Origin of the sequence: Pseudoalteromonas luteoviolacea S2607 (assembly GCF_001625575.1) — a bacterium.
GTDB lineage: Bacteria > Pseudomonadota > Gammaproteobacteria > Enterobacterales > Alteromonadaceae > Pseudoalteromonas > Pseudoalteromonas luteoviolacea_E.
In genome coordinates, this window is record NZ_AUXV01000056.1 from 712341 (window position 1) to 732703 (window position 20363).

Here is a 20363-nt window from a genome sequence, read left to right on the forward strand (position 1 = left end):
AACGCAAAGTTAGCCATTATTGGCGCACTCAGAAGGTACTCTTAGTTGATTTAAATTAAGGGGAAAATCAGACTAAATAAAACCATAGTAGTTGCAACTGCTATACATGCTGCTACTGAGTTTATTATCCTGTTTTGTTTTATGGAGCGTATCAACGCATGTTTATATGGCATAGTTGTGTGCGCAATCATGGTGTACATAGGCAACCAACGCTCAGGGAATAGTTTATTCAGAACTAGATCCATCTTCTTGCGCATCAAGAACATAGGAGATTTCACTTTGTCTTTAAGTTCAGTAAAGTTATCTTTAGAGAGCTGGGCTAACACGTCCGTATGTGGACGTCTTAACGACTCATAGCGTTCAAATGCGTTAGCAAGGTCAAATTGAGTTGCTTCAAGTGAATCTAGTAACACACAGCAATCTTCAAATGCAGAGTTCATGCCTTGACCATAGAATGGATACTGAGCATGACAGGCATCACCCACTAAAACCATCCAGTCTTTGTAGTACCACTGACTCGTTTTTGTGGTGATCAATGAACCTACCGCGTTACGTTCCCATTCTTCAACTAAACTTGGCAACATACTAACAAGGTCACAGAAATGCGTATTAAAAAAGTTTTCAACCTCTTTCTTGGTTGTCACTTTTTCAAAACTAAACTCACCATTAAACGGCATAAAAACAGACAAGGTGTGCGTGCCATCAAGGTTCGGGTGAGAGACAATCAAGCCATGTTCTCTAGGCCAAACATGCAATGCATCCAGTTGGATTAGCGAAGTGCCATCTTCTTTGGCCGGAAGCGAGAGCTCTTTATATCCCCACTCTAAAAACTCTTGCTGATAATTAGCCCGCTCACCTCTTTGCATCTCTTTACGCACATTTGAAAAGGCACCGTCTGCGCCAATTACCCATTTGTGTTTAATGACTTTAGTTTGGCTATCTGATTCTATTTCAATCGTTCTTGCATCTTTATTTGCTTTTATAAATCTCTGATTAAAATGCAATGTAACCTTATCGGACTGATCTGCCTTGTCCAGTAACAATCTATTTAACTCATTACGGTCAATTGAATGTAAAACCTGATTATTGTTATTCCCATATGCCTGAAAAATAGCTTCACCATCAGGGCTATGAATTACTCGGCCTTTCATCACAACAGCACGTTCTAGCACTGTCTCAAGCATACCTACTCGTTTCAGTGCTTCCATACCACGCTTGGATAAACCAAGGTTAATCGAACGCCCTGTCTCTCCGCGGTTTATCCTTGGGTCTGTCCTTTTTTCATAGACATCGACCTCTAATCCACGCTGTGCTAGAGACAGTGCTAATAATGAACCAGATAATCCCCCACCTACAATAGCAATACGGTCACTCATTTAGTATTCCTTCTTTGAACCACACAAATGCATTGCATGTTTACATGTTTGGCCTTTAATTGTTTCTTCAAGTTTGGTTGAAATTGAAGCTCCGAGTTCTATTTCAAGATTGATTAGCATATCTAAAGATTTTGTGAACTGAACATCGTTCAATTCACCTTTGAGATTTCTGAGGTAAGAACGTAAGAACAATATACGTTCTTCAATCGAATATTTTGGAGACATCATAAACGGCAGATCCGAGTCCACCATATGTCTGATAGCTAATAAAGGCACTGGGCTTCGCAGCGGTTTGAAATTTGGATTTCTCAACCCAGAACCTTCATTTTTGGAGTGAAACTCACCCAGCATTAATCCTTGTTCAACAAAATAGGGTTTTAACGCATTTTGCACTTCATCCACTAAGTGAGTTTGGTCTCGCCCTAAAGAAGTAAACACTATAATAAAAGCATTATTCAGATTTTTATTTTGGTTACTTCCACTTTTTTGTATGAATAAATCACCAAACTCTTTGATGATTTTTGACATTTTGCATGTATCCAATGGCTCTTGCTCTATTTTAGCAAGATAGATTGAATTCGATTTAAGAGAAAAAGGTACAAATGGGCAAACAGCGCCACTTCTGCCTAAATCTTCATGGGGCTTTGCTAAATACTCATGAACCCAATCGACTACTTGAACTATTTTAGGGTCATTCAGATAGCTCTGTTCTAAATTTGAGATGGCAACGAGCTGATGTTTTTGATGTGATTTTATTATTATATTGTCGTCTAACATGATGTTTAATCTTCCTTATCAATTATACCCTCCAAATACAGTTAGAAAATACAATTGGCGTAAATGAAGAACTACAGGCAATACCCGCTTATTAAGCTAAAAAGGAGGCAACAGTAGTTTTGATTTACATAGCAACTACGCAAACGCAACGGCTATATTTCTATTACCTGATCTGGGCTCGTAATTATTCGATGAATGCGTCCATGTCATGTTGTTTTGAATCACAAAATCACCTGGTTTTAAATCAATTGTCAATTTACTTGAGAACAATTGAGAAAAATCTAAGCCAGAACGATACACCCGCTTTTCTCTTACCGGATCCATCTGTTCATCTTTCATTTCGCTCGGAGGGTAGCGGAACAGTCCCCACTGCTTAAGAAGTCTTAGGTATTCGTCAAACGCATCAAAGTCAACACCCGCCATATTTGCCCAGTAGGTGTATACATCCTTGCCTAGAATTTTGGAGTAAGACTTTCTCGCTTGAGCTAATGCGTCATAAAACTTAGCATCAGTTCCTGGAATAGAGTGCTCTTCTAAAACGATATCTGATTCTGATAACACATCTTTTTCGGGATCAATAGATAACATCGCTCGTGCTTTAGCAATCTCATTCGTCGTTAGCTTTTTATCCCCATACTTGATCCTGACACCTCGCTCTTTAAGAAATTCCCAACACGGTGAATTGGGATCAAGGTGTAGTAGAATCGTTTCTCCACCAATTACATCATTTTCATGACAGTAAAATGACGCCAGTTGCATGTCGGAAAATCGAGAACTTTCGCAGTGAGGTGGAATAACTTGGTAGTCAGTTCGGGGGTTAGAAGTCATGAAGTATTTGCCAACGTTATCTCTTATTTCTCTAAGCGTGGCAAAACCAGACTGTAATTTAAGTTGATCGCCTAGTTCGAATTTTTTAGCGATAGTAAGCATTAACTCATCAGCTTGTTCTTTATCTACATTCCTTATTATGATAACTGAATCATTTCTCAGTGAAGCACAGACGTCTTCTACTTTAAAATCATCGCTCTTAAATTCGACCAACTTACTAGTGTCTTCAGGAATATCACTTCCATTCTGACGTTTTCCATTTTCCATAATATGAAGGCTATCTTTTTGCAAACCAATACTCTCTTGTTATAAATTATTCTGGCGAGCAGCATTTTAGAATCCATTAAAAAAATCCGCGCTAGCTGTAATTATAGTAAATAATACCTTCTTCTGATTTAAGCCAGATGTGAAGTGACTACTTACTCAAGCCAGGTACTTATTATTATTCTAATTGTGCAATATTACACAATGAAGTAGGCATCATTAATAGATAATAACCACATCAGCTATATTCTGACTTTTCAACGTCAAAATATAATTTTATGCAATACTTACCTATACATAAAAGCTATCACTAATTTAATACTACACGGTAAGAAACTGTAAATAAAGCCATATTTTTATGCTTACACAGACAAAAATGAGCCTTATAACTTCTAGCCTTCTAAAAGATGCTATTTATAACTTTTAGTTTTCTGAAATAAATAATCACCCTATTTTTGCAATCAATTCTTATTAGTATTAATACGCATTCCAGCTTTGATTATTAATAAATAAAAAACAATAAGCCTCTCCCCCTACATCTTGATGCTATGAGGCGCTCTTGACACCATTTGTTGAAAACTTTCAGCTAAATATAAGCTCAACGTAAGGTAATAAACACGCTGCTCATGGGTAAATAATAGTGAGAAGAGTTAAACTGCTTGAAGTGATACTCAATGGCTTATAAGTGAAAATGTCTAGGACCAAATACTGCTTACAATCGTTCTTTGAGCTTGGAATAGCGCACAACTAGATCCCTGCACAAGTACTGTGAAGTACTTATGAACTAAGGGTTTGGTGCATTTACGGCGGCAGGCTTTATAAAAACTTGCTGCAATATCACAAATGCTGTCATCATCACGGCTTAATTTGGGATTGGACACAAGGCCTATAGAAAGTTTCTGATTTTGGCAATCTGACGCTATACTCGAGAAATTACGCAGCTCAGCCTAAATTAGCAAATGGAGCGGTGTTGTTCAGACTTAATTCCAGCCAATAATACATTTATTGACTGAGACCCTCGGTGCCATTTTCACTTAAAACACTTGACCATTTGCGCTGTATTTCTTTTAATTTGCCACTCTCCATAATTCGCTTTTTACCTAAATCAAACTGCTTTAATAATTTTCTACCCATTGGATTACCTAAAGAGGCTGCTAGATACTCTTTATTACTATCAAACATAGGCAGCTTAATAATATCGTTTTCAAGTTTATGCTGCTGAAGTACCGTATCCCAAACGCCTTCATACCCGACAAAGCCCTCTACCCGCTTGTTCATCAGCATCTCAAACCCCTGAATGATTTCACCCACATCATATTTGTCTACACTTTTAAGTAGTGCCCACCTTTCTCCATAATTAAAACCACGCATTTGCGCGATGGTCATCCCGTGCAGAGCTTCGAGTGACTGCCATTCAATTGGTTGGGACTTTAGGATGTACAAGCGGTAAAAAACACTATTAACATGCTCTTTGGAGTAGCGATAAATTTTGAGGCGCTCTGCGCTGATACTAACTGGAAAAATTAAATCAACACGGCCTGAGTCAATATAAGTGAGTGCGCGAGCCCATGGCACAACCCATAGTTCTACGGTATAACCCATTGAATGGAAGCTTTCACGCACCACATCCCATGCAAACCCTTCAAAAAGCTCACTATCTTCCCCTGGCGGTACTTTAACGACATGCGTATCACCTTGGGCCAATGAACCAAATGGTTCATAATCTGGTAAAGTAATCACTGACACAGTTTTGTTTGCACTACAGCAATAAGAGGTCACAACAAGAATTACCGCGATAATTGCTCTGCACAAAAAAGACATTGTGACCCCTATAAAAGCACCCTGATTACATGAGCATAGTTAACCATCAAAAAAATAGACAAGTTTAGAGAGTGATTTAAACATCCAATCGGCACACCAATCACCTCGTTGTATAACTGAACTATAATCAGCATAAAAAATAATGTAGATTAACAGCATAAGTAATTATAAGTAGCCTGTATGCAACCACATCGACTCTTTTGCCTATATGCAATATTTCTGCTTGTTGTCGCCACCTTTCCTAGCTTTGCTAACGATGATTTTCGATTGCCTAAACATATTCAACTCTCTAAACAAGCCGTGCACTTACATATCGACCCTAAAGAGCCGGTTTTTTCTGGTGTAACGACACTACACCTGAGCTTCACCAATCCTACTGATGTCATCTCTTATCACAGTAAAGCACTTGATATAAAAGATGTTTATCTAAAATACCAAGGTATGCGATACCCCCTAACAGTACAAGAACCTAATCTATATGAGATAGTTAGCCACCAAGTTCCTGTGAAACTGGAAGACGCGGCAACTTTGCATATACAATTCAGTGGTAAATTGTCTGTACATCATGAGGGGTTGTTTAGTGGACATAGTGGGCAAGAGCAGGCATACCTACTCACACAGTTTCAATCAATGGAAGCAAGGGGCGTTTTCCCGACACTAGATGAACCAAATCAAAAATCGACATTTAAATTCAGCGTATCAACGCCAATAGAATATGACGTACTGCATAATACCCATGTGCAATCTATAACGGAACAACACGCAACCAAATTAACTCAATTTAAAACTACGCCACGGATCAACACAGATATACTGTCTTTAGCCATAGGTCAGTTTAATACAAAGTCATTGGACACCAGCCGCTTTAAGTCGAAAGTCTACGTACCAAAGAGCATATCTATAACTCTGCCAACATATTTTAATCAAATTGTGAGCACCTCGATATCACATATTGAAGAATACTTGGACGCACCCTTTCCTTTTAAAAAGCTGGATTTCATTGTCGGTAATTATGGCAGCGTGGCCGCGATGGAGAATTTAGGTTTAGTTTCAATAAACTATAATCAGATACCCGATCCGGGCGCATCAGACATGGCCCATTGCCAATTTAAAAAACTGATAGCCCATGAAGTTGCGCATAGCTGGTTTGGTAACGACATTACGATGGCTTGGTACGATGATTATTGGCTAAATGAATCCTTCACAGAATTTATTGCAGCCAAAGTCATACAAGACCTTTATCCAAACAACGACTTATGTACTTACACACCGCAATCACGCGCATTCAAAGACGACAATAGCAAAGCAATGCCACTAGTCTTTGATATAAAATCTAGAAAAGATACGCTCGCGTATGGCCAGCTGCATTACACCAAAGGGCGCGCCCTATTAGAAATGCTTGAACAAGCAATGGGAGAAAAATCATTTCAATCGCTTTTGAGGCGCTATGTAGATTTGTACCATGGTCAAAACGTCAGTACTGAGCAGTTTATTAAACTGCTTAAAGACCCCAACCTACAAGACGTCACCTCTAGTTTTACGCGTCAAACTGGCTATCCATTAGTAACCCTTACGCACAACGACAATCATTTTTTCATTGAGCAAAAAGACATATTTAATCGCTCTGAACAGCTTTGGACAATTCCAGTGTCGCTAAAGGTCTGGGATGGCAGAGAAATATCTACACACAAACTCATACTCTCAAAGCACAAGCAAAAAGTGGCCCTCAATAAAGGCATTAAAGCTGTGTTTCTCGATGCCGGTGGGGTGGGTTATTTCCGGTTTGTAAATCAATCAACTTATGAAGACATTCCAATACATAAATTATCACGTCAAGAGAAAGCATCCTTTAACGACAATTTACAGGCGCTTGCGATTACTGGACATGTCGATTTCATGAAGTATACACAAGCGTTAGTCGCTGAGCTCAATCCATTACAACTAGGCAATCCTCGTGCGGATGAAATTGTAAGTACTTTAATCGATGCATACCTTGAACATGTGCAAATAAATAGCGTTTCCTCCTATACAGCTTATTTGCGAAAGCACATCAAGTTGAACATCCAGTGGCAACAAACTCTTGAGATGCCATATGGAAATAATTTAATGAAGCTATATGGCGTGTATATGCAAGATCCCAATGCGGTAAATGCCGCTAAACGTATCTACCAATCGGGCCAACACATTGGGCACCCTCACCTTGATGCAATTGTTATGACATTAGCAAAAAACTCAACAAATGAAGAATATAAATCACTCATTCAGGACTTTAGTGCAATACCTACAACTGAAAAAGAGGCATTTTTGTCTGGCCTTGGTTATGTAAATTCAGCATCTAAAACGGCGCTGTACTACGATTTACTATTAAGTGACGAAACACAAGGTATGGTCATAGATTACCGCTTTCAATTTCCTATTTTTAACCCGGCCCTTAGAATTTCATCTATACAGCTCATCAATGCCAGAAAATTTAAGATATTTAACCACGTTTCCAGCGAGTCTTTGCAATGGTTTCCCTATAACTTTTTGCTCGCCTGCTCAGATGAGCAAAAGGAGGCGATACACCAACTTTTCGAGAGTTGGCAATCAATTTCTGGTTTAAAAAGTAAACTGAGTATTGTGTCTGATGGTATTGAACAATGCACTCTAAACAGTGAGCGCATTGGTAACAGTATTTTGGCAGCTTCTCCCCACTAAAAACACGAGTTATACGTCGTTGGCTCAAATAACAGAAAGCAAAAAAGTCGCTATCTAATTAAACAGCGACTTTTTACAAAGACTTGCTTTCGTTGACTTAGAACGAATAAGTTACTCATGCACCTATTTGTGAATGTTTAGACCTTTGCTGACAGTTACCTATATTTTCTAACGGAGATTGCCATTTGCTTATTTTCACCCACTTTTATTCGTGAAACGGCCTCACTCCATTGAACAGTTTCCATGTCTGCACAAGGTAATTGGATGCCAAAGCAAAAAAGAGGGTCATAACGCTCTCAAAAGCTCAACAGACTCAATGCTAAAGGCCATTTACAAACGAATTAAGAGTTATCACATTCAAAGCTCTCTATGAGCTCGCCATCCAGATTAAATACACTGATTTTATAGGTTAAATCAGGTGCATCTTCTTCCATCGGGACAGTATACCGCCACGCGGTTGAGGTTTTACCACGATATAAAGCATAACTATCATCCTTTAAATTACCGTCTTGAAAGGCTTCCCAACGCATAATTGCAGCGGCTCTTCTACCTCCATCAAACCCCTCTAAATTTATAAACGTCTCTAAATAGCACTGCCTCGAATCATTCATCGTTGTTTTAGCTTCTTCCACCGGCACTAATTTATCTCGCCAACCATATCCAGCGTGACGACTCCAAACAAATGTTCCCTTTTTTCTGATGTCTAGTTTGAAGCTAGTTGCATCAAGTTTATAATTGTCGCGGATAAAACTGATAAGGCTTTCTTTTACATCTACAGCAGTCCTATCACTAACAAGCAACCTTGCTAAAGTGCTAGTTGTACCTGCCTCAAATTTCTTGATGAACTCTTTTGGGTACTCTAAACACCTTTTCTTATGTTTATCGTTCTTTGGGGCTTGGCAATACAGCATTAAACGCAACAAGCTCTCTTCTTGATGCTCACTAATCTCATTTATAGAGGCTAAAGTTTCATGTACCTTGTCTGTGTCCTTCTCTACACCGATGCCATTAAAATACATTTTTGCGAGGGACACTTTAGCTTCCCTATTCCCCCGCTCTGAACTTTGAGCATAGTACAACCTTGCCTTGCCTAAGTCTGAGCTTACGCCCTTTCCCTGTTGATGCATTATACCTAGGTTATATAAAGCCTCTGCACTGTCATGCTTTACAGCTAATTCATTAAAATATATAGCTAAATTATAATTCGGTTCCATTAGGATATTTTCATCGCTATACAGTGCTGCGGTTTCCAAGTGTTCACGCGCGAGGACTTCTTTTTGAGTTTCGGTATCAGGCACCAATTTGTCCAAGTTCAATTTTCGCTCTAAGAAATCAATAACCGCGAGTGTTTCTTGCCTTTGCCCTAGCCAAGTAGACTGTCCATGACCTGCTTTTTTAAAAAATAAAGTCTCTACATCTTTGTTATGTATGTCTAATACTTGCTTGAACCGATTACTATGCTCGAAATGCGCAATATAATCTCTACGCCCAGCTATCAGAAAAATGGGAACATTTAATTTGGAGGCCAAATAAACAGGGGAAGGCTTATTCATGGCCTCACTTTTAGCACCTACAGCCCCTTCAATCTGTGATATTACATCTTCTTTGCCATGAAAATTGGAGCTAGTAAATAGGTAGGGAATATCATAAATGCCATATGCAGCAACTACACAATCAAAGCGTTTGGGTTCGTTAATAGCTAACATAACCGAGGAATAACCACCATAACTACTACCCATAGCACAAGTATTCTCAAAGCTGTATTGCTCATTCACCTTGTTAACGACAGTCAGTATATCTGACTCAATATCACCACCAAGCGCTCCTACGCCTAAATTTTGAAATTCTTTTCCATACCCAGAGGAGCCCCGAAAATTAACTCTTAATACAGTGAACCCTCTATTCGCTAGCAACTGAATCTCAGCGCTGAATTCATTGCTATCTTGCACGCCGATGGGCCCTCCATGAGGCATCACAATCAATGTACTGCGATTGTTTACACGAGGTATAGTTAACCAGCCTTCTAATTCAATACCATCTCTAGACGTAGCCTTTATTAATTCTGTTGGAGCAAACTCTAAGTTTTCTAACTCTTCGTATGCTGATATCAATCGAGTAAATTTGTTATTTACACTATTAAAATGAAACCAAGTACCTGCATGAGTCGGCGAGCTTGCAAATAATAGGTGGTTTTTTCCACTGCGGTCGATGTCCAAGGTAGTCAATAACATCCCTTCTAACTCGTCAGAAAGGCGCCCTTTAAAAGCTTCTTTTTCCTTACTAAGGTACTCATGATAAGGCTTTCCATTTCTCTGGTAAGTAACACTCACAACCCTACCGTTTTCTATCCTTGCATCAATCACATCATATTTGTTATTCCCGTATACCAATTCACTGATTCTTTTAGTATCCAAAGAATATTTATACACTGAGATTTTATCGCTATCTTTATTACTCAGTACTACCATCGTACGTTTATTTAGAAAACCAATTGGAACAAAATAATTTCGCCTGCCAATTTGCGAAGTTAATAGTTGCGTCCATTTAGAACCATCAAGTGCTCGCGCTGACACAGTGATTGCTTTATCCTCAGCTTTAAATCCTATGAGCTGCTCTGCAATTGGCTCATAAAATAATTCTCGATGGCCATAGTTAGAAGTGAATAACACCTTTTTCTTGGGACGTTGAAAAGAGAATAAACTTTCTATTAGCACCTGAGATACCTGATATTTATTAGCTCCTTTTGATTCGGAAATAAGTATGTGCTTACCGTCACCTTTATAACCTCTAACAACCGACCAATTTGCGTCTAGAAGTACCTCCATATACCCCCCTAACTTTGTTTTTTGAGCGATAAAAGAGTGGGTAGTTTTTAACCCTTTTACTTCGAAATAAAGGACATTGTCACTAATCCAGTGCTTATCGAGTAAAGCATTAACTGCATGCAAGCTTTTTATGCGTACAGTGGTTTTGTCTTTGACGTTATAATTTACGATTAGGTAGCTCTCTTTTCCCCTTTGGATGTAGGTTATATTTTCTCCGTCAGGCGATAAGTTAAAATGCGAATACTCTGCAGCTGCAATAAGCTTTGTAGAATCTATGAGGCTGGCTTGCGCTGCACAAGACAGTATCAAAATTAGGAAAATCGTTAAAAGTGACTTCATAGGTTTTTATCACTCCATAGTTGCAAGTAATCATCGTGACCTGGCCCGCCATAAACGATTGACTTACTTGATAAAATATTTGGAAAGTTAACTTTTAAGAAATCTAAAGCCAAAGAGGAGTTATTAATCAGCTCCATATTAAACCTTAAAGATCGAGCAAACCATTGGGTCCTTAGCTCAATATCTCCCGCATAATTGATCTCGCCTTGATTAATTGTAAAGGTCCAATACTCTTGCTCTGAGATGCTCGTTTTAAAATAATTGCTGAACTCAATCCGCTTTAGCTTATATTCTCCTGCTTCCAAAGCGAGTAAAATATGATTACTACCTGCAGTTAAGTCATTATGAGTTATTCTGATATTTTTAGGTCCTTCTACAACAATTGACTTAAGACTCATATTGCTATCAATTCCCAACAAGATATAACCCGTATTTTCCCGTGTTAATACATCTCTATCGTCTTTTATAGACTCGACTTTGGTAGCACAGCTAGTCATCAATAGTACGAATATAAGTAGCATCACATGCTTCATTTACTTTATTCCTTAACTGAATTTTAAATTGCAATTTATTTTTACTTTTTAATAGTTTACGCCCAAAAACCTTCGGAGCCAACTAGGAAATAAGAACGTACTTTAAGCACTACCAGCACACTATTCAGATCGTTAAGCACATTTAGAATTACCTTGTAAGCTCCTTAGAGCTAATTTTAGCGCCCCAGCATCTCTTTTTGTTTTTCACCCCAATCACATAGCATATCTATAATTGGTCGTAACTCGTCAGACAAATAGGTACTCTGATATTCAACCCTTGGGGGTACTTCTGGGTACACTGTCCTTTTAACCAACCCATCCCTTTCCAACTCTCTTAACTGTTGGGTCAGCATCTTCTGCGTTATATTCGGTATCCGTTTCTTCAATTCTCCAAATCTTAAAATTGAGTCTCTCAAGTGATACAAAATAATTATCTTCCACTTTCCACCAATTACATTCATAACAGATGCCATAGGGCAGCCCTCAGAACTTTTTGAAATTCCTTCTTTTTCTAAACCTTTGATTTTATTCATTAGTTACCTCAACCATACTATCTTACAAAATTGTGCTTACTTGAACGCCCGTTCCACTCACCCCTATAGTATATAAAAGTAACTAACACAACAAAGTAATACTAATGGAGTTAATTAGGACTCTGTACTCACTTTGTTCAAACAAGCTAATTGTAATAGGAACCAATTTAATGATTAAAAGCACAGTAGCAACTTTGGCAGCACTAATTTTTTCATTTTCGGCTGGTGCTCATGTACCAGAATTCACCTACAAGCCAGCCTCAAAAATTGAGATTGCGAAGCTAAATCAAAAAGTTAAAGGTACTCATGTGGAAAGGTTTGGCCTGCCTTACGAAGTACAGCGACTTAGTGAACAAGTATATTGGGTTTCGGTATCTAACTATAATGTGACCGTTGTTGTCGGCGAAAAAAGCGTGTTACTGATCGATGCCCCTTATGGCACAGGAGAGCGTTTACTTAGTGCAATAAAATCAATTACTGATAAACCATTAAGTGCAATTTTATACTCACATGCCCACGCTGATCACGTTGGGGGCTCTCGAGTCATTGCGCAAAAATTAATGAACCCAAATATTAAAGTGATAGGCACACAGGAGGTTAAAAACACGCTCATTTCTCATGGTGTGACAATGCCATTACCCGTGACCGAAATCGTATCGAAGTCTTTTAATTTTGAAGGGCAAGAAATCAAGATATTCGACAACTTTAACGGTCACACACCTGACAATACGGCATTTTTAATTAGTAACAACGGCCGAAAAGTCATTCATGCAATTGATTTGGTGCACCCTGACCAGCTTGAATTTAGAAGCTTTTCGAATGTTGAAGATGCCATCGCATACAAACATGATATTGACAAGCTCATGGACCTAGATTGGGATGTCATGGTCACAGGCCATAGTAATATTGGCTACAAAGCGGATGTAGCATTTGTGCAAGAATATATCAAAGACGTCCAATTATTCATTCACCAAGGCTTAGCTAAAACAGATTTTGAAAAACATTTTAAGGGCCAATCTCCGTTTTCTTGGTATGCCGGTTATACCAATGAAATTATCGACTTCGCTCTAGATAAAATGGCTCATAAGTATCGAGCTGGAAGAGAAGAAGAGTTTGATATAGTTGCCCACTCCCATGTTAGAGTCATGTTTTGGGCAATGTTTGCCAGAGCACTCTAGACATTTGAAATACCAGTATAAGCAAGTAAAAGGCGCTAGCTCACCAATCAGCTCACAAAACCCTTATTAATCAAACACCAAAGAGCTTTAACTCTTTGGTGTTTAGTTAACTGATTTTACAGCCACTTTAGAGAAAGAGCAGCGTGTTAGCCGCAGCTTTTCAGGCGTGCATTTCTTGGATAAGAGTCTGAAGAAACGCTATTTCTGCGATTAAAGACCCATGACGCATAAGTTCCGTAGCTACTAATATAAAAGTCTGTAATGTTTTCTTTTACATTGAGATTTGAATGCGCTATCGAAGTAATCGCTTCCAAACCAGGATAACGACCATCTAGACATTGCTGATAATAAGCGACATCTGATGTACATCCGATACCACAATTTCGGCTAGCATCAACAAACTGCCAGACAGCTTTATTATTCTTCACCTGAAACGATCTAATAACATCAGCATCATTAAAGTTGCTATCTGCGGTTTGCGTAATCTGAACTCGGTTTGTACCATTGATGTTGTTACTGTGGTAGCTGGTATACGACCTTGCAGTTGTCCCGCTTGAGCCGTTATGATCGTAATATTTCCAAGTCACAAACCCTCTGTGTACTTTAAACTCAGTGATGCGGCTTCGTGGATTCATGAAGGTTTTGAAGCTTTGAGTTACCTGCTTACCACCACACTCGTAGTATGAACTACCACTAGTTACTAATTTACACACTGGGTTTACGTAGACCTTTAGAGAGCCGTTACTGCCACACCGACCACCTGCACATATCTCTATTTCAAATTTATGCTCACCTATGCTGGTTAAAGTTGGTGATCTATACGTACCGACTTGGGGAAGATTGGAAGCAACTTTACTTCTTGAGCCATTCGGTTTGACAAGGTAAATATTGGCTCGGCCGTTGAAGAACTGTGACGGTGCCCACTCGGAGTATTCAATAGATACAGATTGCCCTGTTGTAATTGCGTCTTTGTCTGCTCTAAAAATTTCTACCGCTGTTGCACTAGTAGAAAAAACGCTCGCTGCCAACAGCGATAAACACATAGTTGTTTTCATGAATTTCCTTTTGATTTACGTTTTTATTCATGCGCAACTATAAATAATATATTGTACAAATAAAAGCCTTCCATTAAATAAAAAACAACAAAATAAAACCACAAATTAACAACAAAACCTTTAAAATTAAATAAAATCAAAATAAATGAGCTTTCAAAGCTGAAATAAGCCGAGTTAAAATGAGCAAAAGCAAATCAGATACACTTAAGCTGTCGACTTAGTTAGCAAAAACGAGCCCGCTACGCTCGAATTTGAGATATCGAGTACTGAGCTCTGTAAGGCGTTGTGCACCTTGCGGTAAAAACACCAAGTATAAGTGGTGGCTGCGTTTAGTTTATACCCCGGTGAGTCCATACTTTATATACAGTATGGACTCACCATATTCTTTTAAAGAGGGGTATAGATTAAGTATGGAATAAGAAGGCGAATTCGAGCATTGTTCCCCTAGCAGCAGAGTTCGATTTAAAGTTCGTAAAGCTCTAAAGGCAACCCATCAGGGTCCTGAAAAAATGTAAATTTCTTACCTGTGTACTCATCTATACGGATCGGCTCCACGTCAATGCCTTTACCCTCTAGATATTGCACCATCTGTTTTATAGACTGAACACTGAATGCTAAATGTCTCAGTCCACAGGCCTCTGGACGACTAGGTCGCTTTGGTGGGGTTGGAAATGAAAACAACTCGACTTGCCCACCATCTGGCAGCGCTAGATCGAGTTTATAGGACGCTCGAGAAGCTCGGTAATTTTCAGCGATCACTTTTAATCCTAAAATGTCAGTATAAAACGCTTTTGACGCTTCGTAGTTTGAGCAAATTATCGCTGCATGATGCACACTTTTTAAGAACATAGGCCTTACTTTTAGTAAAGGTAAATGCGTGGTACTTATATAAACCTCGCACCCACCCAGTTAATTTATTCGTGTCTAGCTTATTTTTACCCTGTAAATATAAAGTAGACACCACTGTCATAGTCAAATTTTATCGTCTCTTTGTGGGCGCCAGGCCCTTCAAGTATAAATTCGATCTGCTCTTGAAACTTCGTGTCTAAATGAAGTATTGAGTTGGGTGGTATTGTAACCTCAGTGCCAAATTTCGAGCGTTTACAGCTTTTCGAGCTTGCTTTTGGGTAAGAAGATATACACCAATTAAAGCCGTGTCTTAAATTAAGCTTAGACGTATTCTTATCTGAGCGGTTGATAAATACAAATTCCGGGGTCTTCGGCTGTTCGTTGCTAAAAATACCAAACAAAGGAATAATAGGTACGAATGGTCCAACCAAATAGAGTGACTCCTCAGACATTGTTTTAGAGCAAACCAAAAGGTCTTGGCCATTGCTTGATACTGTCCGGCTATTTCCTTTTCCAGATAGCTGCCAAAGGCCGCCAATTCTTGGATCTTTTAGCAACAGAGCGCAATCTATGTATTCTTCACTCTTTTCAAGTGCGTAAAATTTATAACCACCAATCCCTGTACACCCAGATACAAGAAAAACAAAAAATAACAACATTAAATACCGCACGACGACTTCCTTTGCGCAAACAAAATTCAGCCCTCATTTTACTGCACGACAAATAATTCTCTACTATTTCAAAGTACTTAATTTATTTTAAATAGAATTTTGCACAGCAGATTAAATATCAATGGCACTGACTCTGAGTGCGACCTTTTAAATGGTATCAGGGGGATGCAATGAAGTTATTTCGTTAAGAAGAAGGTTTCGACTCGCTCAGCCTTTAACTACTTTTTTATATTGTAGTGCATTGTTGTTGACCCCGAAAAGCCAAGCAGAAATTTCAGGTAAGGGTAATACTCATGTTTAGTCGCAATAAACCCTTTAGCATCATAAAGTTTTCGCGCTCTCACGTTGCTATCTATCACATCTAACCTAACAGAGTCATATTTATTTTGCGCCGCATAGTCAATAATTGCGTCCAGTAATTGCGAGCCAATCCCCAAACCACGATATTTCATGTCTACAGCAATCCCGTCCATTAACAGCTCATTTTTTCTCGCTTTTCTTTCAAACAAGCTAAATAGCAACGCTGCTTTTAACCCTTTTGCAAAGCCTAAACATGCAACTAGCCCATTAAAATCCAAACCGCCTGTCAATGAGCCTTCTTTTGCCTTAAATCCTGCCACACCAACCACTTTCCCTTCAAAAAGTGCAATATACGAAAATTGAGGTAAAAAACTTTTCTCAAGCACAGTGAGCCGCCCGCTTTTCTCACTAATTGCCGAAGCAAACTTTTCACCAAAGGCCATTTCATAAAGCTCTGCAATTTTACCTGACTCACAGATATCCCATCCGAGTTTTAACGTGCACTTTACCAACCTCATCATCTCCCTTCTTTCAGTGAAAAGTAGGCTTGCTCAAATAAGTACTATTCGAGCAAGCCTTTAACATTTAGTTTATGTTAGCCAAAGTTTTAAAACACAAAATCCTATTTTTGATGTGCTATGATCATTTCTTTTGCAACAATAGCTGCCGAATCTAAAAATAGTGTAGATACAATTCGCTCGTCAATCACGACTTGTGTTTTATCATCCAGCGTCTTTTTATTTTGAGCTATCGCACCGTTTTTATTCAATTTATCTTCAACCATGATAGGTAAAAGTGTGCCCTGCTTTGCCCAAGGTTTCGTAACTTCTGTCGAATTAGGGAACCCTGCCACTTTTTTACCTTTGACCATATACTCCCCTGAAGAAAGCATAACATCTGCGAATGCCCCAGCACCGTGCCCAGCAGAGCCAACAACACCTCCAGCCTCATATATTTTCGCAATGATTGATTGAATGTTTTTGTCATTTGCCACATCAAAAAGCGGACCATAGCCACCGCCAATGTATACACCCCAATAATCATCTGCATTGATATCCATAGGCTTAAGGGTATTGTTTGTCTTATCTAAGAACCCCTCATATTTTATCGTGTATTTACTAATCCCCATCGCAAACATCTGAAACTCAACTTTACCGCCTTTTGGTGATACAAAGTCCACTTCAAAGCCATGATTCAAAAAAACGTGGTATGGCGGTGCGACTTCCCATAAGTTGTTTCTTGCATCATGTTTTTCAGGGTCGCCCATATCAACTAGGTTAGAAGTTAAAATCAGCACTTTTTTAGCCGGCTTTGCATAGGTACCGCTCGAAAATAGAACCAAAACACACAAGATTACAGACACTAGATACTTCATTTTATTCCTTTTTTTCATTGCCTTTTTCAATTTGACGATAGAAATAAAGAAAAGGTTTAAACACAAGTCATTAAATGAAATTACTCATAAAATTAGGCGCCAATTAATGCATAAAAGCGCTCCTCTTTAAAATTAAATTACCGCTTTATGTATATATCTTTTAATGGCGGTACTAAAACGGTATATGCAACACCAAGTATTAAAGTATGGTTACACGCATCACTTAACTTTTTTAATCTACAGTATGTGGACTGCATCCATGCTCACCGATGGTTTCCTATAGGCCACCTAACACATAAAAGATACTAAAGAATACGGGAGAGGCCCCACCAATTACTTGGCATTTACAGTGTAGAAACTTTGAAATTAAACACATTATCTTAAAAGGCTTTTGCCTCTAGTCGCTAAAATTGAATCTCAAAACCCCGACACAATAAACCATTGCAGCTCACCCAAACCCACCTTGGTATATTGTATACAATCAAAGGTTCGGATATAGTGAGCTTGACCCCAACATCAATAACTTTGCCTGTCTGTGACCACGTTACATCTTCAATAAAACAAGAATAACTAGGTAAGCGGCGCACTAAGAGATTGATGCAACAAGTAAGGAGTATGTTTTATGCCACATTTTAAACGTGTTGCTGTAATGGCAGCGTTAAGTCTATTGGCTGGGTGCCAAAGTAGCCTGAATTCAACCAAACCAGAATCAAGTACAAAGCCCAGTCTAGATCGTTCTGATTACCAAAGGGCGCAGCAGTTTTTACCGCAAAATTTAACACCATTGGTAAAAAATACCCGGTTGACTCCCAATTGGATTGATAAAGGAAATACCTTTTGGTTTAAACAAGAGAATCAAGCAGGTCATCAATATATTTATGTCGATCCTCTTAATAACATACAAAAGCCTTTGTTTGATCACAGTAAATTAGCAAGTGCTCTTTTGCACTCTGGTGTTGAAGATATCAATAATGGTTCACTCTCTCTAAAGTCATTAAGTGTCGAGCTGCCATTAATTAACTTTACTATCCAAAGCAAAGGGTTTCAGTGTGACGTTAACCTATATATTTGCTCACAAAACCGACAAGCCAACGTAGAGCAAGCGCCTGGAATGTCTCCCAATGGACAATGGCAATTGACTGTGGAGCAGTACAATTTAGTATTGACGCACCTAAAAAGTGGTAACAAGACACAGCTGACGACGGATGGACATAAGGGATTTCCATATGGCTTAATGCACCCTAACCCCGCGTATGACCTGCGCGATAATAAGCCCTATCAGCCTAAACAAGTCTATGCTAACTGGTCCGAAGATAGTAGATATGTCATGACTTATCAGCTTGACCGCCGTACCACTGGCAAATATGCACTCGTTCGAGCTTCTCATCAACGAGGAAAACGCCCTGAGACCACAGAGTTCTACTACCCGTCCGCAGCTGAAGATAAGCTGCCTATGGCACAATTAGTGTTAATTGACATTGAAAAAAAGTCCGCAATACACCTACAAGCTCCTCCTGTAATGCAAACCTATTATGGCGCAGCCGTTTGGGGGTGGTGGCAAGACGACGGTAAGTTTGTTTACCACAATCGTTTTAGGGGAAATCGTCAGTACTTTATGCGCGAAGTTGACCCTGAAACAGCCAGAGTACGGGTGCTTGTTGAAGAACATGATGATAAATATATCGATCCTTGGGTGCAGCAATATTGGGCACTCCCAGAGTTAAATGCATTTATTTGGAGTTCACAAAGAGATGGCTATCAGCACCTTTATCTATACAACTCATCTAACGGCAAACTCAAAAATCCGATTACTCAAGGAAACATGACCGTTCGCGTGATACGTGGCGTAGATATAAAAAATCAGCAAGTCTATTTTGAGGCATCCGGTAAAGAAGCAGGCAGAGACCCTTACTTTCGTCACCTCTATAGAGTTGACCTTGACGGCAGTAACTTAACGCTACTGACTCCTGAAGCGGCTGAACACGACACTCGAATATCTCCTGACTTTAAGTACTTCATTGATACATATTCAACTGCAACAGAAGCCCCCACATCGTTATTGCGTAGTACCCGAGATGGCAATGTCGTTCGAACATTGCAAAAAGCAGATGCCAGCGCTTTATTCGCCTTAGGTTGGCAGCCGCCTAAGCCATTTTCTGTGCTCGCAGGAGATGGAAAAACACCACTCTACGGATTGATGTATTTACCCTCACATTTTGACCCCAACAAGAAATATCCTGTTATTGATGACATTTATACTGGCCCGCATAATTTCTTTACTCCTAAGTCTTTTGTGACCTATCGCAGTCAAGCCAACGCACTTGCTGAGCTTGGGTTTGTGGTCATAAAAATGGATGGTCGCGGCACCAACAAAAGGGGCCGCAAGTTCCATGAATATTCTTTCAAAAATCTTAGTGGTGGCAGTGATGATCACGTTACTGCAATCAAACAGCTAGGTGAACGTTTTGATTATCTTGATCTCAATCGAGTCGGTATTTTTGGCTTTAGTGCCGGAGGCTACGATACGGCTCATGCTATGTTTAAGTACCCTGACTTTTTTAAAGTCGGCGTATCAGCATCTGGTAATCATGACTTTAGAGTCGACAAAGCAGGTTGGAATGAAATGTGGATGGGTTACCCTGAAACACCTGAATGGGAAGCGCAATCCAATTTAAACTGGGCTCAACATTTACAAGGGAGATTACTGCTCGCACATGGGGAGTTAGATACCAATGTACACCCTGCTGCCACCATCCAATTGGCTGATGCACTAATGAAAGCTAATAAGGACTTTGACCTTATGATTTATCCAAATATGGGGCACGTACTGGACAAAAATCCATACTTTGTAAGGCAGCGTTGGGATTATTTTGTACGTCATCTATTAGGCATGGAACCGCCCAAGTCATATTTGATAACTAAGTAGCTTTTGCAGATTTAAA

15 protein-coding genes are annotated in these 20363 nt (G+C 39.2%); 3 read left to right on the forward strand and 12 right to left on the reverse strand.

Going from position 1 to position 20363, the window contains the following annotated elements:
* Positions 1-50: 50 nt before the first annotated feature.
* The 4 genes from N480_RS19905 to N480_RS19920 form a co-directional block, all read right to left on the reverse strand.
* On the reverse strand, positions 51-1376 hold the full coding sequence (locus tag N480_RS19905; protein WP_063374174.1) for an FAD-dependent oxidoreductase: 1326 nt from the start codon (positions 1374-1376) through the stop codon (positions 51-53).
* Complete coding sequence (locus tag N480_RS19910; RefSeq protein ID WP_063374175.1) at positions 1377-2153, reverse strand: DUF6875 domain-containing protein; 777 nt, start codon at positions 2151-2153, stop codon at positions 1377-1379. It lies immediately after the preceding gene.
* Between the two features lie 135 nt (positions 2154-2288).
* Complete coding sequence (locus tag N480_RS19915) at positions 2289-3248, reverse strand: hypothetical protein (RefSeq protein ID WP_063374176.1); 960 nt, start codon at positions 3246-3248, stop codon at positions 2289-2291.
* Between the two features lie 999 nt (positions 3249-4247).
* Complete coding sequence (locus N480_RS19920) at positions 4248-5066, reverse strand: substrate-binding periplasmic protein (RefSeq protein ID WP_063374177.1); 819 nt, start codon at positions 5064-5066, stop codon at positions 4248-4250.
* A 180-nt stretch (positions 5067-5246) separates the two neighbouring features.
* Between N480_RS19920 and N480_RS19925 the strand changes: the two genes are divergently transcribed.
* Entirely contained in the window at positions 5247-7763 is a 2517-nt protein-coding gene (locus tag N480_RS19925; RefSeq protein WP_063374178.1) for a M1 family aminopeptidase, read from the forward strand.
* A gap of 341 nt (positions 7764-8104) precedes the next feature.
* On the opposite strand, the gene N480_RS19930 is transcribed toward N480_RS19925, so the two are convergent.
* The 3 genes from N480_RS19930 to N480_RS19940 form a co-directional block, all read right to left on the reverse strand.
* A complete protein-coding gene (locus N480_RS19930; protein WP_063374179.1) occupies positions 8105-10927 on the reverse strand; it encodes a prolyl oligopeptidase family serine peptidase in 2823 nt (940 codons plus the stop codon).
* Entirely contained in the window at positions 10924-11460 is a 537-nt protein-coding gene (locus N480_RS19935) for a hypothetical protein (RefSeq protein ID WP_063374180.1), read from the reverse strand. Before N480_RS19935 ends, N480_RS19930 begins: the two co-directional genes overlap by 4 nt.
* Before the next feature lie 176 nt (positions 11461-11636).
* Entirely contained in the window at positions 11637-11993 is a 357-nt protein-coding gene (locus N480_RS19940) for a winged helix-turn-helix transcriptional regulator (RefSeq protein ID WP_063374181.1), read from the reverse strand.
* A gap of 170 nt (positions 11994-12163) precedes the next feature.
* On the opposite strand from N480_RS19940, the gene N480_RS19945 reads away from it, so the two are divergent.
* Entirely contained in the window at positions 12164-13171 is a 1008-nt protein-coding gene (locus N480_RS19945) for an MBL fold metallo-hydrolase (RefSeq protein ID WP_063374182.1), read from the forward strand.
* A 146-nt stretch (positions 13172-13317) separates the two neighbouring features.
* Here the strand turns inward: N480_RS19945 and N480_RS19950 are convergent, their stop codons facing one another.
* The 5 genes from N480_RS19950 to N480_RS19970 all read right to left on the reverse strand — a co-directional run bounded on the left by N480_RS19950 (position 13318) and on the right by N480_RS19970 (position 17421).
* On the reverse strand, positions 13318-14226 hold the full coding sequence (locus N480_RS19950; protein ID WP_063374183.1) for a hypothetical protein: 909 nt from the start codon (positions 14224-14226) through the stop codon (positions 13318-13320).
* A 462-nt stretch (positions 14227-14688) separates the two neighbouring features.
* Positions 14689-15075 carry a VOC family protein gene (locus N480_RS19955; protein WP_063374184.1) on the reverse strand — a complete coding sequence of 129 codons (387 nt, stop codon included), beginning with the start codon at positions 15073-15075 and terminating at the stop codon, positions 14689-14691.
* Between the two features lie 86 nt (positions 15076-15161).
* Positions 15162-15746 carry a hypothetical protein gene (locus N480_RS19960; protein WP_155732904.1) on the reverse strand — a complete coding sequence of 195 codons (585 nt, stop codon included), beginning with the start codon at positions 15744-15746 and terminating at the stop codon, positions 15162-15164.
* Positions 15747-15964: 218 nt separating this feature from the next.
* Positions 15965-16567: a GNAT family N-acetyltransferase gene (locus tag N480_RS19965; protein WP_063374186.1), complete on the reverse strand. Its 603-nt coding sequence runs from the start codon at positions 16565-16567 to the stop codon at positions 15965-15967.
* Positions 16568-16668: 101 nt separating this feature from the next.
* Complete coding sequence (locus N480_RS19970; protein WP_063374187.1) at positions 16669-17421, reverse strand: type 1 glutamine amidotransferase domain-containing protein; 753 nt, start codon at positions 17419-17421, stop codon at positions 16669-16671.
* Positions 17422-18043: 622 nt separating this feature from the next.
* Here N480_RS19970 and N480_RS19975 point away from each other — a divergent pair.
* A complete protein-coding gene (locus tag N480_RS19975; protein WP_081231936.1) occupies positions 18044-20347 on the forward strand; it encodes a DPP IV N-terminal domain-containing protein in 2304 nt (767 codons plus the stop codon).
* Positions 20348-20363 lie beyond the last annotated feature (16 nt).

Excerpts from the sequence above, each read along its gene's own strand:
- N480_RS19925 (WP_063374178.1), top strand. The coding sequence starts at position 5,247 with ATGCAACCACATCGACTCTTTTGCCTATATGCAATATTTCTGCTTGTT.
- N480_RS19955 (WP_063374184.1), bottom strand. The coding sequence starts at position 15,075 with ATGTTCTTAAAAAGTGTGCATCATGCAGCGATAATTTGCTCAAACTAC.
- N480_RS19965 (WP_063374186.1), bottom strand. The coding sequence starts at position 16,567 with ATGATGAGGTTGGTAAAGTGCACGTTAAAACTCGGATGGGATATCTGT.
- N480_RS19935 (WP_063374180.1), bottom strand. The coding sequence starts at position 11,460 with ATGAAGCATGTGATGCTACTTATATTCGTACTATTGATGACTAGCTGT.
- N480_RS19930 (WP_063374179.1), bottom strand. The coding sequence starts at position 10,927 with ATGAAGTCACTTTTAACGATTTTCCTAATTTTGATACTGTCTTGTGCA.
- N480_RS19920 (WP_063374177.1), bottom strand. The coding sequence starts at position 5,066 with ATGTCTTTTTTGTGCAGAGCAATTATCGCGGTAATTCTTGTTGTGACC.
- N480_RS19915 (WP_063374176.1), bottom strand. The coding sequence starts at position 3,248 with ATGGAAAATGGAAAACGTCAGAATGGAAGTGATATTCCTGAAGACACT.
- N480_RS19975 (WP_081231936.1), top strand. The coding sequence starts at position 18,044 with ATGCCACATTTTAAACGTGTTGCTGTAATGGCAGCGTTAAGTCTATTG.
- N480_RS19950 (WP_063374183.1), bottom strand. The coding sequence starts at position 14,226 with ATGAAAACAACTATGTGTTTATCGCTGTTGGCAGCGAGCGTTTTTTCT.
- N480_RS19970 (WP_063374187.1), bottom strand. The coding sequence starts at position 17,421 with ATGAAGTATCTAGTGTCTGTAATCTTGTGTGTTTTGGTTCTATTTTCG.
- N480_RS19905 (WP_063374174.1), bottom strand. The coding sequence starts at position 1,376 with ATGAGTGACCGTATTGCTATTGTAGGTGGGGGATTATCTGGTTCATTA.
- N480_RS19945 (WP_063374182.1), top strand. The coding sequence starts at position 12,164 with ATGATTAAAAGCACAGTAGCAACTTTGGCAGCACTAATTTTTTCATTT.
- N480_RS19940 (WP_063374181.1), bottom strand. The coding sequence starts at position 11,993 with ATGAATAAAATCAAAGGTTTAGAAAAAGAAGGAATTTCAAAAAGTTCT.
- N480_RS19910 (WP_063374175.1), bottom strand. The coding sequence starts at position 2,153 with ATGTTAGACGACAATATAATAATAAAATCACATCAAAAACATCAGCTC.